This window comes from Trinickia sp. (assembly GCF_036503415.1).
Taxonomy (GTDB): Bacteria; Pseudomonadota; Gammaproteobacteria; order Burkholderiales; family Burkholderiaceae; genus Trinickia.
The window spans coordinates 1-16002 of sequence record NZ_DASXWY010000124.1; the positions used below are offsets into that span (position 1 = coordinate 1).

Sequence of the window (16002 nt, forward strand, 5' to 3'; positions counted from 1 at the left end):
AAGCCCTTACTCCACACTCGCCCAAGCCATCTCCCGCAACCGCGCCCGCAACCGCGCCACTGCCTGGCTATGCAGCTGGCACACACGCGATTCGCTCACTTCCATCACCGCCCCGATCTCGCGCAGGTTCATCCCGCGCTCGTAATAAAGCGACATCAAAAGCTTCTCGCGCTCCGGCAGCTTGTCGATCGCCTCGACCAGCGCAGCACGCAGACTTTCATCGAGCAGCGCCGAAAGCGGGTCCGTGTGATCGACACAGTAACGATCGAGAAACGGCTCGTCATCGGCCGAACGATCGAAGTCTTCGTAATAGATCAGCTGCGAGCCATGCAGGTCCTGCAGCATCGACTGAAAACTATCGAGCGGCATCTTCAGATGATCGGCCACCTCGGTCTCGCTGGCCGAGCGGCCCAGCCGCTGTTCGACCTGATGCACGGCCGACTCCACCTCGCGCGACGTCTTGCGCAGCGAACGCGGCAACCAGTCGTTGTTGCGCAGCTCGTCGAGCATCGCGCCACGAATCCGCTGGCTCGCGTACGTTTCGAATTGCGCGCCCTGGTCTTCCTTATAGCGGCTCGCCGCATCGAGCAAACCGATCATGCCCGCCTGAATCAAATCGTCGAGATCGACGCTCGCCGGCATCTTTGCCACGAGCTGCAAACCCAGCCTGCGCACCAGCGGCGCATATTGCTCCAAGACTTCCGTCTGGGACATTTTCCCTTGAGCGTTGTACATCGAGGGCCCCCTTCTCCTTGTCCCTAACGTTTCAAGCATGTTGACGCGCGGTCGGTGCGTCGGCGAGCGCCGACGCCGGCATGGCCGTGCGTACCTTTGTTGTCGATGCGCACGACGAAAGCGCCGGGCGCATCGGCCAGTAAAGCATCTCGGCAGCGATGTGCCGGAAATCGCGCGCGGACGGCGCGGACGGAAACGCGTCGACGACGCATCGTCCAAGCTCGAGCGAACGCTCCATGAATGCGTCCTCCGCCACGCAGCCGGCGTCCGCAATCGAAACCGTCAGATAGCGCGCGGCCACCTCGGCGAGGTTCTCGAACGCCGTATGCGCATCGGAGTGGCTCGAAACGTGATTCACGAGCACGCGGAACTGCGCAATCGCGTGTTCGTAATGCAGCCGCTTCATGCCGGCATACGCCTCGGTAATCGCCTGCGCCGCCACACGCGTGACGATCATCACGTCATTCGCCTGCGAGGCCAGCGCCGAGAGCATGCCGCGGCGGTCGAGCCGCGCATCAATGAGCACCACGTCGGCCGGTCCGGCGAGGAGCGCGCCGAGTTGCTCGGCGCTACAACCCGCGCAGTTCTCACGCGAGGCGGCGAGCACCGAAAACCCGAGCGGATGGCGCCGCGCAGCCTCTTCGATGCCGATGTCGCCGGCGAGGAACGCCCGCAGATTGCCCGCGCCGCTCACGCCGCCCAACATCGCCGATACGGACTTCGCGCCGAGACATTCGTCGATGACGAGGACATCCTTGCCGAGCCCGGCCAGCGCCGCAGCCAGATTGACGACCGTCGACGTGCAGCCCACGCCCACGGGCCCACCCGTGATGGCTACCACGCGCGAGCCGCTCTTCGCGAGCAGCCTGCGCAGCCCTTCGGCTTGATCGGTGACGTGCTTATCCAAAGCGGACCTCGTGCAGCTCAGCGTTCGTACGGCTGGAGAGCGAAGACAGCAAAGCAGGGATATCGTCGTCGTGCGGCACGAACGGCGAGCGGTCGCGCGGAATGCAGAACGCGCTCTTGATCAGAAACTTCTTCGTCGCGACGTAAAGATTCTCGGGCACCTTCTGTCCCGTCGACACGTAGTGCACCGGCAGCTTGTAGCGGATCACCGTATCGAGCACGCCACCCAGATTCGTGGCTTCGTCGAGCTTCGTCAGAATGCAGCCGGCAAGCTCAGGCTGGCCTTCGGCGCTGCGATAAGCCTGCACGACTTCGTTGAGCGTATCGCCGTGGCTCGTCGCATTGAGCAGCAACAGGCGCTGCACCGGTAGCCCGGCTCCGCACAGCATCGCGATCTGGTCCGAGACCGTGCGATCGCGCTGGCTCATGCCGATCGTATCGATCAATACGATGTGCTTGTTGCGCAGCTCGGCGAGCGCCAGTTGCAAATCGGCGCCATCTTTCACGGCATGCACCGATACGCCGAGAATCTTGCCGAAGATGCGCAGTTGCTCGTGGCCGCCGATCCGGTAGCTGTCGGTGGACAGCAGCGCGACCTTGCTCGCGCCGAAGCGCATGACGCAGCGCGCCGCCAGCTTGGCCGTCGTCGTGGTCTTGCCGACGCCCGTCGGACCCATCAGCGCGAACACGCCGCCGCGCTCCATCAGTGCCTCTTCGTTCTCGAGCACGGGCAGGTTGGCGCCGAGCACCGACTGCACCCACTCCATGCCGGCATCGGCATTCTCGAGCTCGGGCATGCGCTCGACCATCATCCGCACGAGCTGAGCGGAAAACCCGGCCGCAAAAAGCTGCTTCGTGAGCGTGCTCTGCAGGGGGTTGCGGCGTTGGCGCTCGCCCCACAGCAGACCCGCGAACTGCTCTTCCATCATCCCGCGCATCGACGAAAGCTCGCTCATCACGGTCTGATTGACCACTTCCTCGATGCGCGCGCGAACCGCGTCGACCATGGCGGCCGTGTCTTCCGCACTGCTGCTCTTGGCTCCGACGCCGTCGAACGCAGGCGCAATGCGCGGCATGGCGCGGCGCGCGGCCACTTGCGCGGCCTCATGCGCCCAGTCGGGAAGTTCCCCGGCGACCAGCTCTTCCGGCGAAAGAATCTTGCCGGGCGTGCCGAGTCCCTTCGCGGCGGCAGCAGCGGGCGTCATTGCATGCGTGCGCGCCGTATGAGCGGCTTGAGCAGGCTCGGCGCCACGCTGCTGCGAGGCGATGCGCTGCGCATGATCGATGAGCCACGGGTTCGATTCGGCCAGCGTCGGCGATGTTTCGGCGACGGCGGGCTCAGCCGGGCGCGCGGTCCGTACCGGCCGGGCCGTCGAGGGCGCGGCGTGGGCCGCGTTTGCTTCGGCGCGCGGCTCGCGCGAGGCCATGCCTGCCGGATGGCCACCGGCCGCGCTGCTGCCGCCGCCGAGGGCGGTGGTGGCAGTGTTGAGCGGCATTGCAGCAGGCGCACCGCTCGTACCCAGACCGGCTTCCGGGCTCGCCCCGAAAACAGCCGAGAACACGTCCGGCATGCCGTTCGCGTACGGATTGATCGGCGCCATGCCGGGCGCGGCAGCGACGGGCGGCATCAAGGTCTGCGATGGCGCGGGCAGCGAAGCGGCCGGCGCGCGACGCGGCGAATGACTCATGCCTTGCGCCGCATCTTCGCCGGCGTTGGGTGCGATGGCCGCGAAATCCGTATCGGCAAGCGCCACGATTTCGACGGTGCCGTCGTCGTTCGTGCGGTTGGACAGGACGACTGCGTCGGCACCGAGAGCCTCGCGCACGAGACGCAAAGCGTCGCGACTCGTTGCACCAATGAATTTACGAATGTTCAAGCTAGACCCCCGATGAGGTTGACGACTTTGATCGTGCGTGACTCGGGCACTTCAGCGTACGAGAGCACTTTCAATTGCGGCAGGCTGCGGCGCAAAAACCGCGCGAGCATCGTGCGCAGCGCGTGCTGCACGAGCAGCACAGGCGGCAGCCCGGAGTTTTGTTGACGGGCGATCGCGCGTTGCGTCTCCGTCAGAAGCGAGTGAGCGAGACCCGGCTCGAGCCCGGGGTTGGCACCGGTCGAGAGCGCTTGCGAGAGCACGCGCTCCAGATTCGCGTCGAGCCCCATCACCTGCATTTCGCCCGCGCCCGGATACCACTGCTGCGTGATTGCGCGGCCCAGCGCGAGGCGGACGACGGCGGTCAGTTCGTGCGCGTCGCCGGTCTTGCCGGTCTGCTCGCACAGCGCTTCGAGGATCGTGCGCATATCGCGGATGGGCACGGCTTCCTCGAGCAGGTTTTGCAGGACCTTTTGCAGCGTCGAAAGCGAGAGCGTCTTCGGCACGAGGTCTTCGACGAGCGAGGGTGCATCCTTGCCGATACGCGTGATGAGGGCCTGCACTTCCTGCCGGCCGAGCAGCTCGGCGGCATGTTGAACGACGAGATGATTCAGATGCGTGGCGACGACGGTGCTCGCATCGACGACGGTGTAGCCATAGACCTGCGCCTGTTCGCGCAGGTTGGTATCGATCCAGACCGCGGGCAGACCGAAGGCCGGATCCTGGGTCGGCGTGCCCGGCAGGGCGGCCGAGACCTGCCCCGGATTGATGGCGAGCCATTGGCCCGGATACGCTTCGCCGACGCCCACTTCCACACCCTTCAAGGCGATGCGATAGCCGTTGGGACGCAGCTCGAGGTTGTCGCGAATATGAATGACGGGCGGCAGGAAGCCGATTTCCTGGGCGAACTTCTTGCGGATGCTCTTGATGCGCTTGAGCAGCTCGCCGTCGGTGTTCTTGTCGACGAGCGGAATGAGGCGGTAGCCGACTTCGAGCCCGAGCGTATCGATGAGCGTCACGTCGTCCCAGCTCGCTTCGTGCGCTTCGGCGGGGGCGGTGACGGCCGGTGCCGCATCGACGAGGATGGCGCTCGCCTTCGCCTGCTCGGCACGCTTTTTCAGCATGCGGCTCAACTGGATCGCGCCGCCGCCCAGCAGCACGAACGCGAAGTGCGGCATGCCGGGAATGAGGCCGAGCACCATGATGATCACGCCCGTGATCATCAGCACGCGCGGGTTTGTGAAGAGCTGGCCCGTGAGCTGGGTGCCGATGTCCTCATCGGTGGCCACGCGCGAAACGATCACGCCGGCCGCGGTCGAAATGATCAGCGACGGGATTTGCGCGACGAGTCCGTCACCGATCGTGAGCAGCGTGTAGGTCGTGCCGGCCGATTCGAAATCCATGCCGTGCTGAACCATGCCGACGATGAGTCCGCCGAACACGTTGACGACCATGATGATGAGGCCCGCGATGGCGTCGCCGCGCACGAACTTCGAGGCACCGTCCATGGCGCCGTAGAACTCGGCTTCCTGCGACACGGCCAGGCGACGCTTGCGGGCGCCTTCCTCGTTGATGAGGCCCGCGTTCAGATCGGCGTCGATGGCCATCTGTTTGCCCGGCATCGCATCGAGCGTGAAGCGTGCCGCCACTTCGGCGATACGGCCCGCGCCCTTCGTGATCACCATGAAGTTGATGACCATGAGGATCGCGAAGACGACGATACCCACCGCGAAGTTGCCGCCGACGAGGAAGTGACCGAACGATTCGATCACGCGCCCCGCCGCGGCCGGCCCCGTGTGGCCTTCGAGCAGCACGACGCGCGTCGAGGCGACGTTCAGCGAGAGCCGCAGCAGCGTGGAGAACAGCAGCACGCTCGGGAAGGCCGCGAAATCGAGCGGCTTCATCGTGTACATGCTGACGAGCAGCACCATCACCGAGAGCGCGATGTTGAACGTGAAGAGCAGATCCAGCAGGAACGGCGGCAACGGCAGGATCATCATGCCGAGGATCATGCAGATCAGAACCGGACCTGCGAGCGCCCTCAGATTCGTGGCCGCCAGTGCCGGCGGCCGCTTGCCGAAGAAGCTTCCGACGCGCGCGTTCATGCCGAAGCTCCGTTGTCCGTGCCGAGCACATCGTCTTCTTCTTCACGCACGTCGCTATCCGAAATCGGGCTCTTGTCCATGCCAGCCGGCACGTCCAACTCCGTCGGCGCCGCGGGTACATCGCCGCCTTCGTCGCGGAAACGCCGCAGCTGATAGACCCATGCGAGCACTTCGGCGACCGCGCTGTAGAGCGGGCCCGGGATTTCGCGGTTGAGTTCGACGTTGTGATAGAGCGCGCGAGCAAGCGGCGGCGCTTCGAGAAGCGGCACGTTGTGCTCGCTGGCAAGCTCGCGAATCCGGGCGGCCACGAGGTTGACGCCCTTGGCGACGACCTTCGGTGCACGCATTTCGCCGTCGGCGTACTGCAGCGCGACCGCATAGTGGGTCGGGTTCGTGACCACGACGTCGGCCTTCGGCACGGCGCTCATCATGCGGCGGCGGGCGATGGCGCGCTGCTGCTGGCGAATGCGCCCCTTCACGTGGGGATCGCCTTCGCTTTCGCGGTGCTCTCGCTTCACTTCTTCCTTCGTCATGCGCAGTTTCTTGTGGAATTGCCAGATCTGGTACGGGACATCGAGCGCGGCAATCACGAAGATGCCGCCCACTGTCGTGGCGCAGCACACGGCGATCAGCGAAAGTCCATGGCCGACGGCGGCCGTCAGCGATTCGTTGGCGAGCGCGAGCAGCTCGTCCTTGCGATGCCAGACTGCGGTGCCGCCGATGCCACCGACCACGAGGACCTTGGCGATCGACATGCCGACCTGGATCGGACCGTTGAGCGAGAAGATGCGGCCGAAGCCGGCAATGGGATTGACGCGCTCGGGTTTGAACTGGAAAACGTTGGGGGACAGGAGCCAGCCGCCGATCACCATCGGCGCCGCGAGCGCTGCGACACCGGTCAGCGCAAGCACAGGCAGCACGGCCAGCAGCCCTTCGCGGCCCGCCGCGCCGGCGCCGATCAGCATGCGGTGCGTATCGACGACGCTCGCGTGGTTGAACGTGAACGCGCCGCGCAGCATCGTTTGCAGATGCGCGCCGATCGAACCGGAAAGGCCCCAGACACCGAAGAAGCCCGCCGCGAGCAACGCGAACGACGCGAGCTCCCGCGAACGCGCAACCTGCCCCTCTTCGCGCGCCTTCTCCAGGCGCCGCGGGGTGGCTGATTCGGTCTTCTCGAGGTCGCTATCCTCTGCCACAGGGTTTCTCCGCTCCAGGCACGGCAACATGCCGCTTCTTCATGGAGAGCGATTATTCCTGTTGGCGTCTATCGACGATCGGCGGATAAGGACGGGGAAAGGGGTGTATTTCGACTGATCGGTTGCGCGGGCTTAATAAGGGAAAACCCTTGATTGCGTGGGTTATTGATGGCCCGTTGCCGACCGCCCGGTGACAAAATGACGCCACCGGTCTATACTGCGAGTGACCATTTCTATCCGGCAACGAGGCCGCTATGCTCGCTCACACCAGTAAACGGCTCACCACGAGAATCACCGACCACGTGCAGGAAAAGCTGCAAGCGGCGGCGGACCTCGTGGGCGCCACTCTGAATCAGTTCGTCGTGCAAGCTGCACTCGAAAAGGCGGACAAGGTCATTGAAAGCGAGTCGACGATTGTCCTGACACGCCGCGAATCTTTAAGGCTGTTGGAACTGATCGAAAATCCGCCACCGCGCAACGAGAAGTTCGTGCAAGCGCAAGCCCGCTATAAGAGGATAAAGAACGGTGCTGGTTCTACCGCTAAGTAACGAGCACGACAGGAAGGGATTTGATTGCGGAAACGCCGAACTCAACAGTTGGTTCGCTCAGGTAGCCAGGCAACACAAGGAAAAAGGTATTTCTTCGACGTTTGTCGTCGTCGAGGAGGAAGCCAGCACCGAAGTGCAGGGCTTCTACGCTATCAGCCTGGCCGAGTTGGTGAATGCGGAATTGCCATCGCAGTATCGTAAGCGCTTGCCTACCAAGGTGCCCGCCTTCCGGCTTGGCCGATTGGCCACAGCTAAACCCCACGCAGGCAAAGGCATCGGAGAGTTCATGCTTTTCGATGCAATCGATCGCGTGACGCGCATTGCGACCGAGATCGGGGGGATCTGCCTGGTGGTCAATGCGAAGCCATCGGCGGTCGATTTCTATACGCGATACGGGTTCGAACAGATGGCAGATCATCCGCACAACCTGTTCCTGCCGCTCTGACGAAGATACGTCGCGTCGTCCTATGCCGGCCAACGCGACGTTCAGTCATCCGCTAGAACGCCACGTAAGGCGTCTGCGTGCCCGCACCGCTTGCAGTCTGGTCATAGCCGAAAAAGACCGTGCGGCCGTAGAAGAACGGCATGCCGAAGTCGACCACGTTGGTGAAGCCCAGATCGCCACCCAGATTGTCGAATGCGAACCAACCGTTGTTCGTCGAGTTGGTGAAGATCGTATTCGCATTGGCGATCGCCATCGTCACGGACGTCGATGCCGTCGAGCCCGACGCGTTTGAGATAGGGACAGTGCGTGTCGTCGACGTCGCCGGGCAATAGAACGTTGAATTGGGGCTCGCGCATTTCGCGAGCGTCGAGTCGTTGAAGAAGAAGCCGTTCGACCCTGAATCGAAGAACGCAAAGCCCGCCGCGCCATTGACCGTGGCATTGACGTCGCCGGCCCCATCGGTGCCATAGGTGGTTGCGCCGGTGAGCGCATTGTTCGACTGCGTATTGATACCAAACGTTATCGTGCCGGTTGCCGTCGCCTGGCCGCCCGAACTGACGGGTGCCATCGTCAGCACGACACCGTTGTTGTCGCTCGCGAATTTGACGACCGGTGTAGTCACCTGCTGTGCGAGCGGCATTGTCGTCGCCGTACAATTCGCGCCGTTCGGGCACACATAATAAGGCGGCGTGCTCGGCGTGGACGATACGCACGCCGCGCCGCAGTCATACGGTGCCACACCGATGCCGAGAATTCCGTTCGCGCCAAGCGCCGACACGTCGTTTTCTGCGACCCCGGCGCTGGAACAGGCCGTCGGCACGGTCGACGCCCCCATGTCTCCTACAATTGCGATCGGCAGACTGCCAGCCGTCTTGCTGCCAATCGTCACATCGGCTTTGCGCACCGATCCCCATGTAAAGCCGTCGGCAAAGACCGTGCATTCGGCAATCTGATTGCCGCTGGCATCCGTCTCGATCGGCAGGCTGCCGAGCACCGTAGCCGCTGCCGTATTCACGATGCGCAAACCGTACGACATCGTATCGACCTGGATATTGTCGATCGTCTGGCAGGTCGCCGTGCCCGGTGCGCAGATCGTTACGCTGACTGTCGGGATGTTGACCGCCCCGCTCGTCCCCCGTGCCACCGTGATCGCCACCTGATTCGCCGCCACCGGGGTGGTGCCGCCGCCGCTACCGCCCGAACCGCTGTTACTGCTTGACCCGCCCCCTCCGCCGCAGCCCGCAACGACCAACGCCATCAACGCGGCTGTCAACGCGCCCAGTGCGCGCACGAGTTTGCCATTTGTTTGCAAGATCGTTCTCCTCGTGGCTGTCGGTTATCGAATATCGTCGGCGCTCACGCCCGACGGCAAAGCCGCAGGCAGATAGGCCTGTCCGAAGAACGCGCCCATATGGCCGAGCGAATGGACGACGAGCCCGGACTGCTCGACGGCAACCGGCCCCCGCCCCTTGCGCTGCGAGCGCTGTGCTTCGACTGCACTCTTGTATTGCGGGAAGTACGTGCCAAGCAGCGCGGACAAATCCGGCATGAACGGTCCGCGCCAAGTGATGCCGAACACGTTGCCGTCGGTCCCGACATACTCGCGAACGACGGTGCCGGACGAGGACGTCGTCTCCTTCACGGTGTAGTTCGCCGACGCGGGCACGCTCGAGGCGTTCGTCGATGAGGCGGCTCTCGCCACCGGCGAAACGGTTTTTGCGACCGCGCCGGATGGCGTCGCCATGGGGGCGCCCCCGAGCGCAGCACGGGCCGGTGGGGCAACCCCCAGCGTGGTGGCGACAGCGAGCGCTGCCGGCACGAGGGCTCGAATCAATCGGATCGACATGGGATGATTCCTCTTTTCGAAGTATTGTTACGCGCCCCTCGGCGCATCCTGCACGTCAAATGCCTGAACGACTGCCAGTCTTCAGAACAACGCCTTTCAAAAATCTAACGCACACCAGGACGACTGGCTACTGTCATCTTGCAATGTGCAATATTCGCGCCAGACCCGATTTTGGGAAAATGCCCCGAATAGGCCGACCGGAAAGCGCCGAAGGGCGGCACCGCTTGCGCGGGCCGCCCTTCGGGAGACAACAGGATTCAGGTCAGATGCGCCCGATCAGAACGCGATGAAAGCCGGTGACGAAACACCGATGCTGCCGTCGGCGGCCGGGTCGTAATTGACGTAGACGGTACGGCCGTAGAAGAACGGCATACCGAAATCGAAAGCCCCCCCCGACAGGGCGCCACCGATGTTGTCGTAGGCATAACCACCGTCGTTGAACAAGTCCTGCGCGTTGCCAATGCTCAGCGCGACGGACGTCGTCGTACCGTTGAAGCCGGTCACGGAAGGCGTACGCGACACTGTCGAGGCAGGGCAATAGAAACCGAAACTCGGTAAGCACCGAGTCAGCGAATCGGCGTAGAACAAGCCGTTCGATCCGGTATCGAAAAACGCAGCGCTCGTGGTCGTACCGCTCAACGATGCGCTTTGCATGTTGCCGTAATGGTCTGTCGTCATCTGCTTGATACCCGAACCCGGCAGCACATTGTTCGCCTGCGTGCCGATGCCGAAGGTCAGGAAACCCGAAGCACTCGTCGACCCCGCTGCCGTTACAGCCGGCATGTTGAGGATCACGCCGTTGTTGTCGGTGGCAAAGAGCCGCACAGGATTGGTCACCTGCTGCGCCTCCGGAACCGCCAGGTCTGTGCAAGTCGTCGTGCTGCCGCTCGTCGTGCATCCATAGTAGACGTTGTTCGCGGTCGTGCTCGCGCAGGCGGAGCCGCAGTCGAATGTTGCAGTCCCTATGCCGAGTATGCCGTGCGAGGCAATTGCGGAAGACGTATCGTTGAGCGTGCCGCTCGCACACCTGTTGCTCGCGCCGCCAGCCGCCGACTGCGGCAGATCGCCGAGTACGTGGATGGGCACGCTCGAAGCGGTTTCACCACCGATCGTCAGGTCCGCCGTACGCACCGTTCCCCACGTGTTGCCGTCGGCGAAGCCCGCGCAGTTGGCCACGGTTTGGCCGCTTACCGTCTCGGCCGTCAGCGCACTCTGCATCGTGCTGTTCAGCGCATCCTTCGTGAGCCGCAAGCCCCACGATCCGGTATCGATTTGAATGTTGTCGATCGTCTGGCAGGTGCTCGTACTCGGAACGCAAACCTTCACGCTGACCATCGGGATGTTTGCGGCACGGCTTACCGCGTTCGACGCCACGACGACAGCGACCTGGTTGCTCGCAAGCGTCGAGGGCGTGGTCGACACCGGAGCGCCGGCGGCCAACGTGGTCGTGCTGGAACTGCCCGTGCTGCTCGTGCTGCCGGTGCTGCTCGTGCTACTCGTGCTACCGGTCGTGCTCGTCGTCGTGCCGCTCGATCCGCCGCCACCGCCGCAACCCGCGACGAGCGCAACGGCTGCTGCCAAACCGAACGCGCCGAGCGCTCGGGCCAATTTGCTCTGGTTACGCAACATGGTTCTCCTCGCTCTCGTTCGTTATTGGATGTCGGCGGCGCTTACGCCGGCCGGCAGCGACTGCGGCAGATAAGCCTGCCCGGAGAAGCCGCCCATATGGCCACCCGAATGCACGACGAGGTCAGGCAAGTCCACGGCAATCGGACCGCGGCCCGGATGCGCCGCGCGCAACGCGACACGTGCACTATCGAACTGGGAGAAGTAGGTACCAAGAAGAACCGGCAGATTCGGCATGATCGGCCCATTCCAGGCGATGCCGAACACCGTTCCGGCCGTCGAGACGTACTCGCGCACGATCGTGCCGGCGGCGAACGTCGTCTGTGTCACCGTGTATGGCGCGGTGACGACCGCGCCCGATGCAGCATGGATCACAGGAGCCAGCGAACTCGAGACAGCCCCCGCCGGCGGCGGCGTGGGCGTGCCGCCGAGCGCGGCCAAAGCGGGCGCGGCCACGCCCAATACCCCGCACGTCAGCGCCGCGCAAACCGCGGCGCGCATGGTTGGATTCAACATCGGAAAAACCCTCTTTTGGTTGATTTCTTATTGCGCACTTCGGCGCTTGATGCCGGCATCACCTTTTGAACAACCATCGGCGCACAAACGGTCGCGCCGAGCGCGCGGGGGGTGAGCCAGCGCTACCCCGCTACACATGCCGAGGGCGGCGCCGCACAACGCGGGGCCGCACCTCGTAACCTGAAACAAAGGAGTTGCGTCAGAAACCCAGACTGGCGAGCAGATCGTCGACGTCGGATTGATCCTGGACGACGTCGGTCTTTCCCTCCGGATTGATCTGCGGGCCGTTGAGCAGATGCTCGGGGCTGCCCGTGGAGCCGGGCTCGGCAGCCAGCGCCGCCGCGGTTTGCGCGAACTGCTCGCGCCGCTCGGGCGCGATGTTCTCGACCAGCACGCCCAGCAGTTGCTGCTCGATCAGATAGACGACATCCATGATCTTCTTGATCACCTGACCCGTCAGATCCTGGAAATCCTGCGCCATCATGATCTCGAGCAATTGCGCGTTGGTCGCGCTCGTCGAGTCCGGCACACGCGAGAGGAACGTACGCGTATCGGTCATCAGCGCGCGCACCTCGTCACGCTCGATTGGAGCTGCGAACCACTGCGCCCAGCGTGCATCGAGCGTCGCCGCATCGGCCTGCAGCTGTTCCTGCATCGGCTTCGCGATATCGATCGCCGTCAGCACCCGCTCGGCCGCCTGCTCCGTCATCGCCGCGACATACTTGAGCCGGTCGCGCGCGTCGGGCACCGCCTCGGCCGCGTGCTCGACGTGCTTGTCGAGACCGAGCTCGCGCATCGAATCGCGCAACGTGCGCGTGAGTTGTCCGATCCTCGCGAGGATGCGGTCCGCGTTGATTTCGGTGCCGGCTTCGGCACCTGCGCTCGCGGCAGCGCCCATATCGGTCGACTGGTCCACTCGATCACCCCGTCTTTTGCATCTTCTCGAGGATCTTCGTGAGCTTTTCGTCGAGCGTTGCAGCGGTAAACGGCTTCACCACGTAGCCGCTCGCGCCGGCTTGCGCCGCCGCGATGATGTTTTCCTTTTTCGACTCCGCCGTCACCATCAGCACCGGCAGGTGCGAAAGCGCGGGATCCTTGCGGATTTCCTGGAGCATGGCCAGGCCGTCGAGGTTCGGCATGTTCCAGTCGGAAATCACGAAGTCGTAGCCGCCGCCGCGCAGACGCGAGAGCCCGGCGGCACCGTCTTCGGCTTCATCGACATTCGCATAGCCGAGTTCTTTCAACAGGTTGCGGACGATCCGGCGCATCGTCGGAAAGTCGTCCACCACCAGAATTTTCATGCTTTTATCCATCTCGATCCCTTTATCCCAATTTCGCGGCGAAGACGCTGCTCTCGGCCCCGGCTACACGCGCCCCACACGATCGCCCAGGCGCGTCATCACGCGTCGGCTCATCTCCGACAACGGCGCGACTTCGTCGGCCCCACCCAGCGCAATCGCCTCGCGCGGCATCCCGAAAACGATACAGCTCGCCTCGTCCTGCGCGAGAGTGTATGCGCCCGCATTTCTCATGTCTAACAAACCCGCCGCACCGTCACGCCCCATGCCGGTCAAGATCACGCCCACGGCGTTCTTGCCCGCGTGCTGGGCCGCCGAGCGGAACAGCACATCGACCGATGGCCGATGCCGATTGACGGGTGGATCGTCCGACAGGTGGGCGATGTAGTTGGCCCCGCTGCGCGCCAGCAACAAATGTGCGTGCCCGGGCGCGATATAGGCATGGCCCGGAAGCACACGCTCCCCGTGCTCAGCCTCTTTAACGGTAATTCGGCACAAACCATTTAGGCGTTGCGCGAACGATTTTGTAAAACCGGGCGGCATATGCTGCGCGATCATCACGGCCGGCGAGTCGGGCGGCAGCGGCACGAGCAGCTCGCGAATGGCCTCGGTGCCGCCCGTGGAGGCGCCGACGATGATCAGTTTCTCGCTACTGATGAGCGGGTTGTTGAGCATCGGCGCATGGCTCGCCGCGGGCGCTGCGGCGGCGGCATGCGCGGGCTGCGCCTGCGTGGCACGCACACGGGCGCGCGACGCCGCGCGGATTTTGTCGGCGAGTTTCTCCGCATATTCGAGCATGCCGTCGCGAATGCCGACCTTCGGCTTCGTGACGAAATCCACGGCCCCGAGTTCGAGCGCGCGCAGCGTGATCTCCGAGCCGCGCTCCGTCAGCGACGAGACCATGACGACCGGCATCGGCCGCAGCCGCATCAGCTTTTCGAGGAAATCGAGCCCGTCCATGCGAGGCATTTCCACATCGAGCGTCAGCACATCCGGATTGTGCTGCTTGATGAGCTCGCGCGCGACGAGCGGATCCGGCGCCGTTGCACAGACCGACATGTCGGGCTGGCTGTTGATGATCTCGGTCATCAGACTGCGGATCAGCGCCGAATCGTCGACACACAATACTTTGATTTTCTGCACAGCGATCATGCCTCCTTCACGGTCTTGGCGCTGTCGTTCATGCTGATGCCGGCACCGAAAACCTCCGTGCGCGGGGCAGGCCGCGCACCGAACAACTCGATGCGAGGCTTGGCTGCGCCCGCCGCGGCGGGCGATGTGAACAGTTCGGCGTGTTCCTTCGTTCGCGCGCGCGCATGACGCGCCGCGCGCGCTTCCGCGACCTGCCTGGCCAGCGCCTGCTCGCGCTCGGCGACATTCGGCTCTTGCTGCAGGCGCAATTTCTTGACCATCGCCTGGCCCGTGGCCGGCATGAACGCGACCTTGCGCGGATGCTGACCCTGCAGGTCCTCGGCGACGATCCGGATGTTCTCTAGCGCCAGATAGCGGCGCACGAACTCGGCGTTGCGGTCCCCGATGTTGATCGTCGTCATCCCGGCCAGCACCGCCGCGCCGCCGAACACCTTGGCCTCGAAGCGCTCGCGCCGTCCGCCCATCTTGATCAGTTCGTTGATGAGAACTTCCATCGCGAACGCGCCGTAGCGCATGGAGTCGGACGCCGCGGCGGCCGGATTGTCGCCATCGTCGGGCAACATGAAGTGGTTCATGCCGCCGATGCCGAGCGTGCGGTCGTGAATGCAGGCCGCCACGCACGAGCCGAGCACGGTGACGAGCACCATGTCTTCGCCGGTCGTATAGAACTCGTTCGGCAACAGCTTCACACCGCGCCGCTCGAAGTGGTTGTCGAAATACAGATTGGTCGCGATGGGCAGTCCGCTCATGCTTCAGCCTCCTCGCCTGTGCGCGCGGTGGTGCGAGCAGGCGCGCGGGGACGCGTGCCGGGCGCCACATCGCGCGTGAGCTCATAGACCGTCTGGCCGCGCAGCCGGAACGACTGCGTCACGTAGGTGAAGTTCTCCGAGTGCCCCGCGAACAGCAATCCGCCCGGCTTCGTGAGCGGATCGAAACGCGAAAGCACCTGCGATTGCGTCGGCTTGTCGAAATAGATCATCACGTTGCGGCAAAAGATCGCGTCGAACTGCGTACGCAAGCCGTAGTCCGCATCCGTGAGATTGAGCTGCTGAAAGCGGATCATCGCGCGCAGCTCCGGGCGCACCTTGACGAGCCCCGCGTGCGGCCCGGTACCCTTCAGAAAAAAACGCTTCAGGCGCTCCTGCGAGAGCGCCTTGACCTGCTCGAGCGAATAGATGCCGGCCTCGCCTTTTGCGAGGACTTGCGTATCGAGATCGGTGGCGAGAATCGTCGCCTGGCGCGCGGCCGCATCGCCGAGCGCCTCGACGAGCGTCATGGCGATCGAGTACGGCTCCTCGCCCGTCGAGGCGGCAGAACACCAGATCGACACCGGTTGCTGGCGGCGCTTCACGAACTCGGCCAGGATCGGGAAGTGATGCGATTCACGAAAAAATGCCGTCAGATTCGTCGTCAACGCATTCGTGAACGCCTCCCACTCGGCCGGATCGTTTTCCGATTCGAGCAACTCGAGATATTGACGAAAGGTCTCGAGGTTGCGGGCTCGCAAGCGCCGCGCGAGCCGGCTGTACGCCATGTCGCGCTTGTGATCGGACAACGAAATGCCCGCGCGCCGGTGGATCAGCTCGCGAATGCGTGCGAAATCCGCCGACGTGAATTCGAAATCGCGATCGGCGAACGCGGTACGCTCGGCCGGACCTGTGCCGGCTGGCTCGGCCCGCTCGGGCCGTTGGGGTGCGCGCGCTGTCATGATGTTGCTCGGTTACCTGCACTACCCGTCGCGCGTTGCCGCGCGGC

The 16002-nt window shown here is 64.0% G+C and carries 17 protein-coding genes; 3 read left to right on the forward strand and 14 right to left on the reverse strand.

Annotated features, from left to right (window positions below; translation table 11 throughout):
- Positions 1-6 precede the first annotated feature (6 nt).
- The 5 genes from VGL01_RS15740 to flhB are packed head-to-tail and all read right to left on the reverse strand — an operon-like array spanning position 7 to position 6816.
- Complete coding sequence (locus tag VGL01_RS15740; protein WP_331570885.1) at positions 7-735, reverse strand: RNA polymerase sigma factor FliA; 729 nt, start codon at positions 733-735, stop codon at positions 7-9.
- Positions 736-766: 31 nt separating this feature from the next.
- Positions 767-1642, reverse strand: coding sequence for a MinD/ParA family protein (locus tag VGL01_RS15745; protein ID WP_331570887.1), 876 nt, complete (start codon positions 1640-1642; stop codon positions 767-769).
- On the reverse strand, positions 1635-3518 hold the full coding sequence (flhF, locus tag VGL01_RS15750; protein ID WP_331570889.1) for a flagellar biosynthesis protein FlhF: 1884 nt from the start codon (positions 3516-3518) through the stop codon (positions 1635-1637). Before flhF ends, VGL01_RS15745 begins: the two co-directional genes overlap by 8 nt.
- Positions 3515-5620 carry a flagellar biosynthesis protein FlhA gene (flhA, locus tag VGL01_RS15755; RefSeq protein WP_331570891.1) on the reverse strand — a complete coding sequence of 702 codons (2106 nt, stop codon included), beginning with the start codon at positions 5618-5620 and terminating at the stop codon, positions 3515-3517. The genes flhF and flhA overlap by 4 nt, the downstream gene beginning before the upstream one ends.
- Positions 5617-6816: a flagellar biosynthesis protein FlhB gene (gene flhB / locus VGL01_RS15760; protein WP_331570892.1), complete on the reverse strand. Its 1200-nt coding sequence runs from the start codon at positions 6814-6816 to the stop codon at positions 5617-5619. The genes flhA and flhB overlap by 4 nt, the downstream gene beginning before the upstream one ends.
- A gap of 254 nt (positions 6817-7070) precedes the next feature.
- On the opposite strand from flhB, the gene VGL01_RS15765 reads away from it, so the two are divergent.
- Positions 7071-7364, forward strand: coding sequence for a DUF1778 domain-containing protein (locus VGL01_RS15765; protein WP_331570893.1), 294 nt, complete (start codon positions 7071-7073; stop codon positions 7362-7364).
- Positions 7342-7809 (forward strand): GNAT family N-acetyltransferase, encoded by a 468-nt coding sequence (locus tag VGL01_RS15770; protein WP_331570895.1) that lies wholly within the window; start codon positions 7342-7344, stop codon positions 7807-7809. Before VGL01_RS15765 ends, VGL01_RS15770 begins: the two co-directional genes overlap by 23 nt.
- A gap of 52 nt (positions 7810-7861) precedes the next feature.
- Here the strand turns inward: VGL01_RS15770 and VGL01_RS15775 are convergent, their stop codons facing one another.
- The 3 genes from VGL01_RS15775 to VGL01_RS15785 all read right to left on the reverse strand — a co-directional run bounded on the left by VGL01_RS15775 (position 7862) and on the right by VGL01_RS15785 (position 11029).
- Positions 7862-9121 carry a DUF3443 domain-containing protein gene (locus VGL01_RS15775; protein ID WP_331570897.1) on the reverse strand — a complete coding sequence of 420 codons (1260 nt, stop codon included), beginning with the start codon at positions 9119-9121 and terminating at the stop codon, positions 7862-7864.
- Between the two features lie 24 nt (positions 9122-9145).
- Positions 9146-9655: a DUF2844 domain-containing protein gene (locus tag VGL01_RS15780; protein ID WP_331570899.1), complete on the reverse strand. Its 510-nt coding sequence runs from the start codon at positions 9653-9655 to the stop codon at positions 9146-9148.
- Between the two features lie 276 nt (positions 9656-9931).
- The gene (locus tag VGL01_RS15785) at positions 9932-11029 is read right to left on the reverse strand and encodes a DUF3443 family protein (RefSeq protein WP_331570958.1); all 1098 of its coding nucleotides are present in this window, start codon (positions 11027-11029) and stop codon (positions 9932-9934) included.
- On the opposite strand from VGL01_RS15785, the gene VGL01_RS15790 reads away from it, so the two are divergent.
- Complete coding sequence (locus VGL01_RS15790; protein WP_331570966.1) at positions 10932-11357, forward strand: hypothetical protein; 426 nt, start codon at positions 10932-10934, stop codon at positions 11355-11357. The two genes, VGL01_RS15785 and VGL01_RS15790, sit on opposite strands and share 98 nt — an antisense overlap.
- On the opposite strand, the gene VGL01_RS15795 is transcribed toward VGL01_RS15790, so the two are convergent.
- The 6 genes from VGL01_RS15795 to VGL01_RS15820 form a co-directional block, all read right to left on the reverse strand.
- A complete protein-coding gene (locus tag VGL01_RS15795; RefSeq protein WP_331570901.1) occupies positions 11306-11797 on the reverse strand; it encodes a DUF2844 domain-containing protein in 492 nt (163 codons plus the stop codon). The genes VGL01_RS15790 and VGL01_RS15795 overlap by 52 nt on opposite strands.
- Positions 11798-11996: 199 nt before the next feature.
- Positions 11997-12695, reverse strand: coding sequence for a protein phosphatase CheZ (cheZ, locus tag VGL01_RS15800; protein WP_331570960.1), 699 nt, complete (start codon positions 12693-12695; stop codon positions 11997-11999).
- Positions 12696-12717: 22 nt separating this feature from the next.
- Positions 12718-13110 carry a chemotaxis response regulator CheY gene (gene cheY / locus VGL01_RS15805; RefSeq protein ID WP_173255935.1) on the reverse strand — a complete coding sequence of 131 codons (393 nt, stop codon included), beginning with the start codon at positions 13108-13110 and terminating at the stop codon, positions 12718-12720.
- A 51-nt stretch (positions 13111-13161) separates the two neighbouring features.
- Positions 13162-14247, reverse strand: coding sequence for a chemotaxis response regulator protein-glutamate methylesterase (locus VGL01_RS15810; RefSeq protein ID WP_331570903.1), 1086 nt, complete (start codon positions 14245-14247; stop codon positions 13162-13164).
- Positions 14244-14996: a chemoreceptor glutamine deamidase CheD gene (gene cheD / locus VGL01_RS15815; protein ID WP_325325686.1), complete on the reverse strand. Its 753-nt coding sequence runs from the start codon at positions 14994-14996 to the stop codon at positions 14244-14246. Before cheD ends, VGL01_RS15810 begins: the two co-directional genes overlap by 4 nt.
- Positions 14993-15958 carry a CheR family methyltransferase gene (locus tag VGL01_RS15820; protein WP_331570962.1) on the reverse strand — a complete coding sequence of 322 codons (966 nt, stop codon included), beginning with the start codon at positions 15956-15958 and terminating at the stop codon, positions 14993-14995. Before VGL01_RS15820 ends, cheD begins: the two co-directional genes overlap by 4 nt.
- Positions 15959-16002 lie beyond the last annotated feature (44 nt).

What these genes read in the sequence shown, in the direction of transcription:
- VGL01_RS15740 (WP_331570885.1), bottom strand. Translation starts at nt 735, where the DNA reads ATGTACAACGCTCAAGGGAAAATGTCCCAGACGGAAGTCTTGGAGCAA.
- flhA (WP_331570891.1), bottom strand. Translation starts at nt 5,620, where the DNA reads ATGAACGCGCGCGTCGGAAGCTTCTTCGGCAAGCGGCCGCCGGCACTG.
- VGL01_RS15765 (WP_331570893.1), top strand. Translation starts at nt 7,071, where the DNA reads ATGCTCGCTCACACCAGTAAACGGCTCACCACGAGAATCACCGACCAC.
- VGL01_RS15780 (WP_331570899.1), bottom strand. Translation starts at nt 9,655, where the DNA reads ATGTCGATCCGATTGATTCGAGCCCTCGTGCCGGCAGCGCTCGCTGTC.
- VGL01_RS15790 (WP_331570966.1), top strand. Translation starts at nt 10,932, where the DNA reads ATGTTGTCGATCGTCTGGCAGGTGCTCGTACTCGGAACGCAAACCTTC.
- VGL01_RS15795 (WP_331570901.1), bottom strand. Translation starts at nt 11,797, where the DNA reads ATGTTGAATCCAACCATGCGCGCCGCGGTTTGCGCGGCGCTGACGTGC.
- cheZ (WP_331570960.1), bottom strand. Translation starts at nt 12,695, where the DNA reads ATGGGCGCTGCCGCGAGCGCAGGTGCCGAAGCCGGCACCGAAATCAAC.
- cheY (WP_173255935.1), bottom strand. Translation starts at nt 13,110, where the DNA reads ATGGATAAAAGCATGAAAATTCTGGTGGTGGACGACTTTCCGACGATG.
- VGL01_RS15810 (WP_331570903.1), bottom strand. Translation starts at nt 14,247, where the DNA reads ATGATCGCTGTGCAGAAAATCAAAGTATTGTGTGTCGACGATTCGGCG.
- cheD (WP_325325686.1), bottom strand. Translation starts at nt 14,996, where the DNA reads ATGAGCGGACTGCCCATCGCGACCAATCTGTATTTCGACAACCACTTC.